Annotated in this window: 11 protein-coding genes; 4 read left to right on the top strand and 7 right to left on the bottom strand. The window is 53.2% G+C overall.

The features are described 5' to 3' along the window. Position 1 precedes the first annotated feature (1 nt). Together BMY11_RS22795 and ggt are read right to left on the bottom strand one after the other, a co-directional pair. Positions 2-1,756 carry a CocE/NonD family hydrolase gene (locus tag BMY11_RS22795; RefSeq protein WP_090581699.1) on the bottom strand — a complete coding sequence of 585 codons (1,755 nt, stop codon included), beginning with the start codon at positions 1,754-1,756 and terminating at the stop codon, positions 2-4. A gap of 433 nt (positions 1,757-2,189) precedes the next feature. Beyond that, complete coding sequence (gene ggt / locus BMY11_RS22790) at positions 2,190-3,779, bottom strand: gamma-glutamyltransferase (RefSeq protein ID WP_256217718.1); 1,590 nt, start codon at positions 3,777-3,779, stop codon at positions 2,190-2,192. A gap of 163 nt (positions 3,780-3,942) precedes the next feature. Here ggt and BMY11_RS22785 point away from each other — a divergent pair, with 163 nt between their 5' ends. From BMY11_RS22785 to BMY11_RS22775, 3 genes are all read left to right on the top strand, one after another. Next, positions 3,943-4,419, top strand: coding sequence for a chromate efflux transcriptional regulator ChrS (locus BMY11_RS22785; protein ID WP_090581697.1), 477 nt, complete (start codon positions 3,943-3,945; stop codon positions 4,417-4,419). 138 nt (positions 4,420-4,557) lie between these two features. After that, positions 4,558-5,160: a chromate efflux transporter ChrB gene (locus BMY11_RS22780; RefSeq protein WP_090581695.1), complete on the top strand. Its 603-nt coding sequence runs from the start codon at positions 4,558-4,560 to the stop codon at positions 5,158-5,160. Next, positions 5,157-5,693 carry a chromate efflux transporter ChrA gene (locus BMY11_RS22775; RefSeq protein WP_090581693.1) on the top strand — a complete coding sequence of 179 codons (537 nt, stop codon included), beginning with the start codon at positions 5,157-5,159 and terminating at the stop codon, positions 5,691-5,693. The genes BMY11_RS22780 and BMY11_RS22775 overlap by 4 nt, the downstream gene beginning before the upstream one ends. A gap of 250 nt (positions 5,694-5,943) precedes the next feature. Here BMY11_RS22775 and BMY11_RS29755 read toward each other — a convergent pair whose 3' ends face one another. Further along, positions 5,944-6,036 carry a phytanoyl-CoA dioxygenase family protein gene (locus tag BMY11_RS29755; RefSeq protein WP_143069327.1) on the bottom strand — a complete coding sequence of 31 codons (93 nt, stop codon included), beginning with the start codon at positions 6,034-6,036 and terminating at the stop codon, positions 5,944-5,946. 206 nt (positions 6,037-6,242) lie between these two features. Here BMY11_RS29755 and BMY11_RS22770 point away from each other — a divergent pair, with 206 nt between their 5' ends. Further along, positions 6,243-6,917 carry a PDDEXK family nuclease gene (locus BMY11_RS22770; RefSeq protein ID WP_090581692.1) on the top strand — a complete coding sequence of 225 codons (675 nt, stop codon included), beginning with the start codon at positions 6,243-6,245 and terminating at the stop codon, positions 6,915-6,917. Positions 6,918-7,086: 169 nt separating this feature from the next. Here BMY11_RS22770 and BMY11_RS22765 read toward each other — a convergent pair whose 3' ends face one another. The 4 genes from BMY11_RS22765 to BMY11_RS22750 all read right to left on the bottom strand — a co-directional run bounded on the left by BMY11_RS22765 (position 7,087) and on the right by BMY11_RS22750 (position 12,162). Further along, the gene (locus BMY11_RS22765) at positions 7,087-7,461 is read right to left on the bottom strand and encodes a hypothetical protein (RefSeq protein WP_090581690.1); all 375 of its coding nucleotides are present in this window, start codon (positions 7,459-7,461) and stop codon (positions 7,087-7,089) included. A gap of 151 nt (positions 7,462-7,612) precedes the next feature. Beyond that, positions 7,613-8,407: a ChbG/HpnK family deacetylase gene (locus BMY11_RS22760; protein WP_090581688.1), complete on the bottom strand. Its 795-nt coding sequence runs from the start codon at positions 8,405-8,407 to the stop codon at positions 7,613-7,615. A 29-nt stretch (positions 8,408-8,436) separates the two neighbouring features. Next, on the bottom strand, positions 8,437-11,265 hold the full coding sequence (locus tag BMY11_RS22755; protein ID WP_090581686.1) for an alpha-L-rhamnosidase-related protein: 2,829 nt from the start codon (positions 11,263-11,265) through the stop codon (positions 8,437-8,439). Positions 11,266-11,322: 57 nt separating this feature from the next. Next, entirely contained in the window at positions 11,323-12,162 is an 840-nt protein-coding gene (locus tag BMY11_RS22750; protein ID WP_177182782.1) for a helix-turn-helix transcriptional regulator, read from the bottom strand. Between the last annotated feature and the right edge of the window lie 26 nt (positions 12,163-12,188).

Here is a 12,188-nt window from a genome sequence, read left to right as displayed (position 1 = left end):
CTCATTGTCCTCCTTCGTCATCGATGAGGGGCAACTGCAGCCAAGAGCCACCCTCCGTTCCGTATCCAATGGCGACCGTCGCCATCTTTAGAACGTCCGCTTCGGCTTCGTGCAGCACGTCCGGCGGGCAGCCATTTGGATGGATAGCGAATAGCGGATATGCGCTGCCTGTGAGCTCCAGCCGAATTACCTCACCTTCCGCAAGCTCGAACGCCAGCGGGCGAAGCTCGACTGTCGCTTGCCCCCAACTGCCGCTCTCACCGGCTTCTTCGCTAATTTCCGTCCTGCCCGCGGTCAGAAACTCGGCAGAGCCGTCCGGCCGAACGAGACTTAGTATCGCGACAAGATCGGTTGGTCCCCCGATCAGCTGGTACTGTGCTTTTACGCTTGGTTTACCGAATATTCTGAACTTTTTGTTTGCAGGCGACGAGGTATAAACCAAGATTTCATTTCGGTCTTGCTGCGCGCTGCGATCGATTGGCTGATAGCTTTCCACAACCATCGGCATCCGGGCATCATAGACGAATACATCGCATCCATTCGCTTCCTTCTCACGAATATCGTCTTTCGCCTCTGTCCCACTACCGGAGGCCGCCATTTCTTTCAGTCGGCCGCTTCCCAGCGCGCCGTTCGATGGTCTCTCGCCACCCTGCAGCTCGTATCGCAGCCTCCTTGCTCCGTCCGTGAACGGGGAGGCAGAAGGGATGGAACGCCATGCCGCGCTCCCTCTCTCGAAGTACGTCACTTCTGCATCCGCCAAGAGAGGAGACTCGATTGACCGTTCCTCTGGCCCTTTCAGCCAGTAGCGGAACCAAGCAGCCTGTTGTTCGTGAATCCGCCCATCTGCTTCAGGTCCGTGATCTCGTCCGCCGGCATATCGACCCCACGGGATGTGATCCCAAGGCCCAATCATTAGCCTGAGCACCCCATTACCCGCACGTTCCCTTCCTCGCAGTGCCTCATAATCGAGCAGCGTCCCCATCAGGAATACGTCGTACCAGCCGCCGATCAGAAACGTCGGAACCGACCGTTCCCGGAGGGCATTCATCCAATTGCGGCTTTCCCAATACGCATCGTAAGTGCTATGGGAATACCACTCCTCATATTGCGGGAAGTAGCCTTTCAATATCGGATGGCTTCCGTCTTCCGGCAACGGGTATAGATGCTCATCTGGTGTCTTCCGGCGAATTCTTGTCGTGTATGCCTCGATTGCAGCTTCGCCGCCGACCCTCCGGGCGCTGTCTCTTGCCAATTGAAATCCCCAAGGCACATGCTCGAATACCGCGAATCTACCTTGCGGGTAGAACATTCCCCTGTAGAGATCCGCGCCGCACATCCCAGGAGCAATCGCCTTCAACGAAGGCGGACTGACCGAAGCCGCAGCCCACTGAGTGAACCCTTGATAGGAGAAGCCATACATTCCTACGCATCCATTCGAGCCAGGCAAGCCTGCTGCCCATTCGACAGCATCGTAGCCGTCATCGGCTTCATGTATGAACGGATCGAAGGCCCCTCCCGAATCGCCGCGGCCTCTTACGTCTTGAATAACCACAATGAACCCTTGCCTGACGTACCAAACCGGATGGGCTTGGGTGACCGTGGAAGCAAGCGTTCTTCCGTAAGGCTGCCTCATCAAGAGCACCGGATAAAGCCTATCATCGTCCGGCCGATAAATATCCGCATACAGGACGATGCCGTCTCGCATTGTGCACGGCTGATTGCTTTCTTTCAATGCTCCCCCGAATCTAATCTTCATCCGGACACCTTCCCGCCGCATGTTGTCATATTAGTCAATAAATCTGATTTTTCGATAAAGATAGCAGTAAATTGAAATAAAAGATTTCAATTCGAAGTAAATTTCGCAAATTTAATTACCATTTGTCGCTGCTGTTGCTTTTCATTATAGCTCTGATCTACATGTTGTCAATCTATTTATGTTAAGTTTTCTAACATATAAGTCTATTTATTTGATGTATCCGCTTTCGTTTTCTTATCCATCCGTCGATTCGATTTTTATAAGCCAGAAAACTAATCAAAAACTATAAATTGTGTTAGATAAACTAACATAAACTTGACTCAATTCATCACTGCCATCAGAAGCCAGCCTTCTTCTCCGCTTCAGAAAAGAAGAAATCCGGCAATTGTTTTCCTACTTCAGGAAAACAATCGCCGGATGCCCACCGGTTCTCTCACCAGCCAATCGCCGCGCCGTCGCTGCGGGGATCCGCCCCCCCTTGCAAAAACCCTTCATCCGTCACCTGAATCGCCCCAGCATGCCCCATCGCCTGATCGAAGCTGCCGACAACCCGAATATCGTGACCCGCTTCGCCAAGCTGCTTCACCACTGCCGGGTCGATTCGGCTTTCGAGCCGAAGCGCATGGCTCGCCTCGCCCCAGGTGCGTCCCCACACCCACCGAGGTTCCTCGATGGCGCTCTGCGGATTCATTCCGTAGTCGACCATCCGTGTCAGAATAGCCGTCTGCGTTTGCGGCTGTCCTTCGCCGCCCTGCGTTCCGTACAAGATCGCAGGTTTGCCATCCCGCAAAGCCATTGCCGGCATGAGCGTGTGAAACGTCCGCTTTCCGGGCTCCAGCCGGTTCGGATGCTTAGGATCGAGCGAGAAGAAAGAGCCGCGGTTTTGCAGCAATATCCCCGTATCTCCCGCCACTTCTCCCGATCCGAATTCAAAGTACAAGCTCTGTATGAACGAAACTGCGTTACCTTCTTCGTCGATGACGGCCGCGTATGCCGTATCTCCGCCCATCGGAGCCGACGCCAGCTCTCCGGCTTTCTTCATGTCGATGCTAGCCGCGAGCCCCGCCGCGTACTCAGGACTAAGCAAGCGGTCAAGCGGAATTGAAGCGAAATCAGGATCCGTCAGCACCTCGTTGCGGTCCCGGAATGCAAGCTTCAGACTCTCGATAAGCAAGTGGTAGTACTCGTATGAGCCATGCTCGATATGCTGAAGCGAATGACGTTCCAGCTGATGGAGCGCCAGAATGGCTGCGAATCCTTGCGAGTTCGGAGGCGCTTGGCAGATTTCGTATCCCCGGTAAGTCCCTTTGAGCGGTTCCGTCCAATAGCCGGAATGATTAGCGAAATCTTCGAGAGTCAAATACCCGCCTGCGCGAAGGAAATGCTCCGTTATTCGTTCGGCGAGCTCGCCGCGGTAAAAAACCTCTTTCCCCTTTTCTGCGATCTGCTTCAAGGTTCTGGCCAAGTCTTGTTGAACGAAGCTCGAGCCCGCCTTCGGCGCCTGATTGCCCGGCGCATACACGCGTGAGGCCGCGGCACTTGCTTTCAACATCGCCCAGTTCGCGGCGGTGTTCGCATGCTGGTCTCCCGAAAGCGGAAAACCCCTTTCGGCATATGCAATGGCGGACTCGAAGAGCTCCCCCCAGGGCAATCGACCATAGGTTCCCGCGATGGCGTCCCATCCGTCGACCATGCCGGGAACCGTAATCGCACCGCGGATGCCTCGGCTTGGGATGGAGGCAACATTTTCGTATAGCGACCGATTGACACAATGCCCGGCTTTACCTGTGGCGTTATAGACTCGAACACGCCCTTCGGAAGCGGAATACGTCATCCAGAACGAATCTCCGCCCACGCCGGTCATGTGCGGATATACAACCCCCAAGCAAGCGCTGATAGCGACCGCTGCGTCGAACGCGTTTCCGCCCCGCTGCAGTGTCCGTGCTCCTGCCATGGAGGCCAAGTGATGCGGGCTTGTGACCATCGCTCGTGTTCCGATTATCGATTTCCCCAAAGCATCCATCTCCTCCATCTCGACGTTGTCACCTAAAATAGCACGACCGGTAGACTTTTATCAACAACATCGTTAAAATGAGCCATATCTCCACCATTCACGAACGCTTTTTAGGTTTTTTTTAGTATTCGCTTACGTTTTGTCATTTTCGAACAAGGAGGCTGAGTGGCTTATGCCATCCCCGCAGGATATTCCGAACACACATCTCGACGCGACCGACCGCAAAATCATCTCGATGCTCCATGAAAACAGCCGCATGTCCTATACCGACCTGGCCAAAGAAATCGGACTGTCCCGCGTCGCCGTGCAAGCGCGCGTGAATGCCCTCATGGAAGACGGAGTCGTGGAACGGTTCACGATCGTCATCAATCCTGAGAAAATAGGCATCTCCGTCTCCGCCTTTTTCAACGTAGAGGTTGAGCCTAAATTTCTCGACGAAGTCGCGGATCAGCTGTCCAAGGAACCCTCGATTACGAGCCTTTACCACATGACGGGACCGACCAAGCTTCATATGCATGGACTATTCGCAGACAACCAGGAAATGCAAGACTTTCTCCTGAGCAAGCTGTACGTACTGCCCGGCATTATGAGCGTCGACACCCAGGTGCTGATCAATCGCTACAAAAGTCGTATGGGCATGCGACTGTAAATTCAATTCGAAACCATTATCGTAAAAAAACTTTATTTTCGAAAATAAATTCAAATAAATGCTAACCTTTAGAAACTTTTCGTGCTATATTATTTCGTATTCCGACGATACAAATAATTCGCGAAAGGTGGACTGCCGATGCGTAACCTCTACAAGCAACTTGTTCTCGCCATGGCGAGAACCGGCATCGTTGGCTTCGGGGGAGGACCTTCCGTTATCCCTCTGATCCGATACGAGGCGGTCACCCGCTTCCGCTGGATGAGCGACGATGAATTCGGGGAAGTGCTGGCGATCGCTAACACGCTACCCGGCCCAATCGCCACGAAAATCGCCACCTATCTCGGTTACCGCTTGAAGGGCCCTCTTGGCGCCGCCGTTTCCCTCACTGCCCATATCGCTCCCTCCATCTTAGCTATGATCGCTTTGTTTACCACCGTAACCTCACTTTCCGGTCACACAATCGTCGAAGACATGATCGCCGCTGTCAATCCGGTCATTGCCGTCATGCTCGGTCAGATGACGTATGAATTTATGAACAAAGCATGGAAAGGACTCGGAAAATGGGCTGGATCGGCAATCGTCGTCCTCGCCTTCCTACTGCTGACGCAGGTGCATCTTCATCCTGCCTGGCTTATACTGGCGTTTATCGTCTATGGCTTTTTCCACTACTCCCTGTTCGAAGCTGCGATTCGACGCTTCAGCCATTCGAAGCCTGACAGAAAGGAGGAAGCGTCGCGATGATTATCCTGCAGCTGCTGCTGGGCTTTTTTCTAGCCAATATGCTTGGCTACGGCGGAGGGCCCGCCTCCATTCCGCTCATGTACGAGGAAATTGTTAACCACTATCACTGGTTGGACCATGACCAGTTCGCCAACATGCTCGCGCTCGGCAACATGCTGCCCGGTCCAATCGCGACGAAAATCGCCGCTTACGTCGGCTTCGAAGCGTACGGCTGGCTCGGTGTCGCCGCAGCACTCATTGCCACAACACTCCCTTCGGCGCTGATTTTAATCGCACTGCTCAAGCTGCTGCAGAATCACCGGCAATCCAAAGCGATCAAAGGGATGACACTGCTTGTCCAGCCCGTCATCGCCGCGATGATGCTGGAGCTCACTTGGAAAACCAGTGAAACCTCTCTTGCCTCGCTTGGCATCATTCAATCGTTGCTAATTACGGCAGCCGCATTTCTCGCACTCGTTAAGTGGCGAATGCATCCTGCTCTAGTCATCGCCGCTGCTTTTATCTACGGAGGAGTCGTCCTTCCGCACCTGTGACCGTTTTACGAATTGTTTTTAATGACAAAAAAACCGCAAAAGTTGGTCCCCAGCCTCTGCGGTCTACACACTCTTAGCTCTTACATCCTACTCCTTACAATTGCGTGGCAGAACGAGTAACATTGAACGGCTATTATTACGCCAGCTTCGGTAGCAGTCCTCCACCAAGCTGATCTCACGGCTCAAATCCGAGTCCATCTGTTACAATGTGGTCCGCTCCGCTATACCGCGTACCGTCCTCCAATAATATTTATCGCAAGCGCCCGCGCGGTTTGTCGGTCGAATTCGCATGAGCGAAGTGGAACGTCATGCCGTCGCGGAACGTACAGCTGCCTGCTTTCATGCGGCAAATATCAAATCCATTTTCCAGGTTAAATCACACTTTATCTTCGCTAGTGAACCTATTACCTGATAGTTTGAGCTATAGGATTGAATATTACATCCTTCACCTTTATGATTGGAGTAGACGAAGAACGTCCATCCTGATTGACCGTTAGCAGCGGCAACCGGATGGACGTTTTTGTTTTTTATGCGGAGGAGGTCGAAGAAATGGATTTCGAACAAACTTACGAGGTGTTTATTCAATTTCACATCAGCCATCGAACGGGAGAACGAAAAGGAAGGCTCCTAACACGAAACTTCCACGCCGAAAAACTGTTTTTAAAGAACGTATGGTGGCTTTTGAAAGGTAACATGAATGATTTGCATCCGGAATATGAAATCATGGATTGGCGCGGGCGTTCTTATTTCGCCGACTTCGCTTGGCTGCCCCCAGGTTCAACAAAATGGGTCATCGAGATTAAAGGCTACAATTCCCACGTTCGCGATATGGACCGCCAAGGCTATTGTAATGAATTAAACCGAGAGCTGTTTCTGCAGAGTCTCGGCTATCGAGTCATTTCCTTTGCTTACGACGATGTTGCGAACCGACCCGAGGTTTGTGTGCTGCTTCTTCGTATGCTGTTCAGCCGATATGAACCTTCCGATTCACCTAAAACGATTTCCAAGTTGGCGGAAGTTGAGATTATTCGCCTCGCTTCCTCACTTGCCAAACCGATCCGTCCGCTTGACGTAACCCGGCATTTGCACATCGATCACCGTTCTGCCGTCCGTTGTTTATCAGATCTTGTCACGAGTGGCTGGTTTACACCGGTCGTTGGCGCTACAGGGCAGAGAACGATGGGTTACCGTCTCACTCGGCAAGCTATAAACTATTTCTGTTAACTGCAATTATCCAGTTATTTTGCGTGATTAAGATTATACGAAGTGAAATAACTGCAAATATACAGTTATTTGTGGCCAAACTCGATCATCCAGCTTATTTCGCACCATATAACTGGATAAATCCAGTTATTCGCAAGCTGACTAGCGAAATCGCCTTAAATAACTGGATTTATCCAGTTATTATGATCGTCACCGTCGCGAAGCTTCGACGCTGCTCAATAAATGGAATTATATGGTATTTAGATGGTCGAACGGTGGAATAATGGCAGCTCGGAGCATGGTTGTGCCTAGGTGATGTGGGTGATGCGGGTGATGTGGGTGATGCGAGCTGCTGGGAAGCAAAATTCAAATTTTTCAGGATATTATCGAGACCGATAAGCTCCTTCTCCAGATTTTCCTGAATCCCGCTCTTCAGCTTGTTCTCCATAAAAGAGTTAAAGGAATAGTAGGATAAGCCGCCAAGCAGCGACACTGGCACGATGGAGCTGAGCAGTAGAAGCACGATCATTCTACCTTTGATGGAATCCCGAAGCAGAGACAGCATAGGATAACCTCTTTCCCAAAGAAGTTTCGTGTTCGTGTGAAACGGATAGGTTGCACTATTCGGGTCCCTAGCGACAATATCCTTCCATCAAGCAACAAAACGGACGCCCTGGGCCGAATGGATCGGTCTAGTTGTCCGCTTGTAACTATTATTATAACTCTGCTGCCTCGTCGTATCGGATCGGAACGATGCCCCGCTCCTTCACACAAGCAAGCACATCCTCGCGCGTGAACATGAGACGCTCGTTGATCCGGTCGGCAACGACCTGCTCGCTCTTGTAATCGGCATTGCCGAATGCCCGCATATCCGCCTCATCATAGCCTGGATGGCCGACAATGAGATATTGGCCTAGCTCCGCATGTGTAAGGCGTGTAATGAGCGCCTCCACTGGATTGCTCAGCTTGTCCGCGCCGTCAGCCGCTTCGGGTAGAGGCTTACTGTAGCGACGGTAATTGCGGATGCCTTCGCGCTCGCACCAACGGTCGAACGGCTCGGCGATTTGCGGAATCGCCCATTCGAACACCATATGCGAATCGGCGTAGCTGATGTGGAAGCCAAGGCTGCGAAGCCGGTCCAGCTGTGCTTGCAGCTCCGCCATCACTTCCTGGGTGGCCGGAGGACGATTCAGAAAATGCGCCGGCGTCGGCGTAAACATGCCCGTATCCGGCTCGACTAATGACGGCACCTTCGCCGCACCAAGAATCGGTCCCCAGCGGACATCGGTCCACTCCGCGTTCAGCGTCCCGTGAATGCCGAAGCATACGTCTCGGCGTCCGGCGAGTAGGTCGGCGGCATGCTCGATTGTCGGGCCAACCGCCATCAACGACACATTGCGGACGATGCCGCCCTCGATCGCATCCAGAATGGCGCGGTCAGCCGTACGGGCACTACCCGCATCATCGGCTCGCGTAATGAGCCGAATCTGTTGTTCATTCATCATCGTCATCGGTAGCCTTCAGCTCCTTCACATTTAACTTAGCGAACGATTCGCACCGTTAATCCTTCCGGCACTCGAATATAGTCAAACACTCGCACGCTGTCCTCATCAAGATGCCATTTCACTTCAATAAGGCCAAGCGCGTGCGGAACAGCGCCTTCGGCCGATGTTATTCCTGCTGCTTGCACATCAATCACAACTTCGTCAGGCTTGAGGTCAATCTCTGGCAGCTGAACACCAAGTACATGTCGCGACATAAAGTACGTCGGGCAGGACGACCAAGCGTGGCACAAGCTCTGTCCAAGATCATAATACTCCGGCGTCTGCTTCAATCCCTTCTGCAGGAACCAGCCCCAGCCTTGGCGCATCATCGTCTCCGCCGTCTCCGTCAAGCCAATCGCATAAAGTCCTTCGAAAATATAGAACGAGAAGCTTGGCGACACTTTCACGCCGTCTTCCGGTCCATATCCGTTCACGAACAGCGATTTCAGCTCGCGTGCGACATGGCGGCGAACCGGTTCCAGCTGCTCTTCGGTGAGTACGCCTGCGCGGGCAGCGAACAAGCTCGCATGTGCCGAGTGCGTCGTCGTCTTCTCATTGTCGCTGTAGCAGCCGAGCTCTTCATTCCAGAACGTCTCGCGAATAGAGCGCTCGACAATGATAATGCGGCGGTTCAACTCCTTGAGGTCAGCCTCACGTCCGATAGCGTCAGCCAGCTTCGCCGCGCTGCGTAGCGCAATCAGATACGTGCAGCTGAACACGCAGTGAATGCCAGTAATGTCCATGTAGCCTTTCACAATGGCAAGGTCGCCGTGGAAGCCGCCGTAATGCGCCACTATGCCGCGCTTTACGTCCCATTCCGCGTCGAGCAGCATGTCTTCGCGCTCGTCCGCCAGCTCATGGAACCATGCGAGATTATGCTGCATCACATCCCAATACGTCTCAATAAGCGAGGCATCTCCGGTCTGCGCATAGTACGCCCAGAACCCTTCGAGCGCATTAAGCGCAAAGTCCGAGATCGTATAATCTCCCGTATTCGGATAAACCGCTCTGAACTTGCCGGTTGCATCCGGCGACTGCCCCATCAATTGCAGGCTGCGTCGCATAAGCGCATGATCGCCGAAGACGGCAAGGTTGTTGTGGTACTGAATGATCGTATCGCGGATGTATTGTCCGCGTTCGCGCGTTACGCAGTCGGTGTACGCATCCTCCATGTTGACCGCTTCGGTGCGGACGCCCATCTCCCATATTTGCTCAAGCAAGGGATCGGAGCAGCGGAACGCACCTTTCGTCTCCACTGGATAGCTTGCCGAGCGAAGCTCAATCGCCTTCAGCTTCACGTCCTGCTTCGGTCCCCGAACCGTAAGCTGCACATAGCGGAAGCCTCTTGGCTGCGTCAGCCGCCAATCGAGCACCGACTGCCGCTCATCCGCATACGCGCGGTCGCCAAGACCGTACCAGTGATAGTGGCGCAGATGCTTGCCGTCGGCATTGAGGTGCTCACCATAGGTAAGATCCACCGTAGCTCCGCCTGCACCTTCGAGCACAATGCGCGGTTGAACGAGTCGTGTTAAACCAAGATCGAGCAGCAGTGAGAAGCCTTCTGGGTAGTCCTTCAGCTTGAACTCGCGATCGCTGAGTCCCTCTACGGTTATTGCCTCGAATGCATGGCCATACGATTCCCAGCCGGTCGACATTGTCGGGCTTTCGCCCTGTTCCTCCGCTGTGACGTCAATCCAGCCACCGATTTCTGCGAGCGTATCTTCTGCTGAATAAGGGAGCGCCTTACTGCTAAGCGCTGCTTGGAACAGATCCTCCGAGACGACAGACGAGCGATGGAACTTCACGTTCGAATCCGGGCTCCGGTCCGCTGAGACGACTAACCCTCGGTCGTTAGGCAATGCAAAATAGTGGTGGAACATATCTTGAAGTGAATCATTTTTAACAAAATATTCGTTCCAGCCTTCACGTAAGCTAACCCGATGGTTTAGACGCATGCTCATGTCATCGGCATAGAGACCTTTGGCGACAGGCTCACCATTGATCCACGTATTCTGATAGAACAGTCCGATCGTAATGTCCATCGCAGTTGGCGCGTAAATCCACGACTTCACCGTCATGAACCGGCTTGTCTGATCCGGCATATGAATCTCGTTCACATGCGGCATCGGCACACTGAATGCATGAATCTGCTCGCGCTGCGCAAGCGGCAGCAGATGCAGAACCTTCTCAATCTGCACCTGTTCGCCCGACATGAACGGGATATTGCGCTCCTCCGGCTCGCCCCATGCCGCTTGATTCGCAAGCGCCACACCACGCCGCCAACTGCTGTCGTCGAACTCGCTCCCGCTCCAGCCGATCTCCTCAAGGCGCTGATCGTAGTGATCCGCCGCCTTCAGGAACAAGCTTGATTTGGCCGCATATCGATAAGCCGGTACGGCTGCCGCTTTCCAGTCCGCGACGCCTGTTGTCAGTTCCATCCGTTCGCCGCTCGCAAGCGTTACTTCTCCCCAAGCGGTGAAGCCTGCTTGCGACAGCATCGTAATAAACGTTTTGTGTCCGACATAATTGACCTGAACGGCAATCACGTTGCGGCCTTCTGTTAGCAGTTCACTGAGATCATGCGTATCATAAACCGGGTGGCGCGGGTCGAAACGAACCGAACCTGTTTGTACATATTCCCCATTTACATAAAGCTGATAAGTCGTATCTGCGAACAGATGCAGCAGCGCTTGCGACGGCTTCTCTGACAGATCGAGCGTTAGCCGGAACCGCGCATACAAGTTGCGCCCCTGCCCGCTCTCGTCAAACCAAATAGCCTGTGCAGCAGCTGGTTTGGCTGTAATTAGCGTTGTATTCTGATTCACAATTGTGCACGCACCTTTAACGATTAGTGGTAGTGTCTTTTGCTGCGCCTGTTCGTGTTAGCCCCTTGTGGATCCAAGCAGGGCGCTGCGATATTTTAACGGAGACAGTCCAGTCTTGCTCTTGAAGAAACGGGAGAAATCGTCGATATCCTCATAGCCCGTCATCCGAGCAATTTCTGCAATTGGTTTGCTCTCCGTCTCGAGCAGCTGCTTCGCCTTGCGCAGGCGCAGCGACAACTGCAGCTTGGTTGGGGTAATGCCGAACAGCTTCTTGAACCGCTCCGCAATATACGTCGGGTGCATGTAATAGCGCTTGCCGAGGTCAGCAAGGTCGATCCGGCGGTCCGGATTGTCGAGCAGCTCGGACAGCATCACCACGAAAGGCTCCGAATGATCCGACTTTAGCTGCACCGCCGGGTGATGGATCACCGCATCGACGAGAATGGCAACGAGCTCATGTGCCTTTGCCTTCTTCATTAGGCTGTCTGAGATGGACAGAGGGCCTTCGGCGAAGCGCCGATATTCATGGAATACCGCCTCGAACGCCTCTGGCTTCGGCAGCTGGAAGCAGACCGGGAATCGAAATGCCTGCAGCGCATCCATACATTCAGCAATCTCCAGCGTAAAATGCCACCACAAAAACTCCGTCAGCTCACCCGAATCTTTCACATGGTCATGCACTTCATGCGGCGGAATGAACACGACATCGCCTTGGCGGGCGTTATAATCCTTGCCTCCGATACGAAGCCTGCACGAGCCTGTTTTGATATATGACACAATATAATGGGGAAGCTTACGATTGACATGCCGCAGCTCGGTACACCGATGGAGATCATGCGCCAGCATATGAAGCGACGCCTTCTCAATCATCAGCAGCGAGGTATGGCTGGGGTTCATCTCAATTTCACTCCTTGGACAACAAT

The sequence above is a fragment of the Paenibacillus sp. OV219 genome, from assembly GCF_900110075.1.
Lineage (GTDB): Bacteria > Bacillota > Bacilli > Paenibacillales > Paenibacillaceae > Paenibacillus_Z.
Note: the sequence above shows the minus strand (reverse complement) of the source record. Positions and strands in the feature narration are given on the sequence as shown.

Bases quoted from the DNA above. Each gene is read 5' to 3' on its own strand.
- BMY11_RS22795 (WP_090581699.1), bottom strand. From the start codon at position 1,756: ATGAAGATTAGATTCGGGGGAGCATTGAAAGAAAGCAATCAGCCGTGC.
- ggt (WP_256217718.1), bottom strand. From the start codon at position 3,779: ATGGATGCTTTGGGGAAATCGATAATCGGAACACGAGCGATGGTCACA.
- BMY11_RS22785 (WP_090581697.1), top strand. From the start codon at position 3,943: ATGCCATCCCCGCAGGATATTCCGAACACACATCTCGACGCGACCGAC.
- BMY11_RS22780 (WP_090581695.1), top strand. From the start codon at position 4,558: ATGCGTAACCTCTACAAGCAACTTGTTCTCGCCATGGCGAGAACCGGC.
- BMY11_RS22775 (WP_090581693.1), top strand. From the start codon at position 5,157: ATGATTATCCTGCAGCTGCTGCTGGGCTTTTTTCTAGCCAATATGCTT.
- BMY11_RS29755 (WP_143069327.1), bottom strand. From the start codon at position 6,036: ATGAAAGCAGGCAGCTGTACGTTCCGCGACGGCATGACGTTCCACTTC.
- BMY11_RS22770 (WP_090581692.1), top strand. From the start codon at position 6,243: ATGGATTTCGAACAAACTTACGAGGTGTTTATTCAATTTCACATCAGC.
- BMY11_RS22765 (WP_090581690.1), bottom strand. From the start codon at position 7,461: ATGCTGTCTCTGCTTCGGGATTCCATCAAAGGTAGAATGATCGTGCTT.
- BMY11_RS22760 (WP_090581688.1), bottom strand. From the start codon at position 8,407: ATGACGATGATGAATGAACAACAGATTCGGCTCATTACGCGAGCCGAT.
- BMY11_RS22750 (WP_177182782.1), bottom strand. From the start codon at position 12,162: ATGAACCCCAGCCATACCTCGCTGCTGATGATTGAGAAGGCGTCGCTT.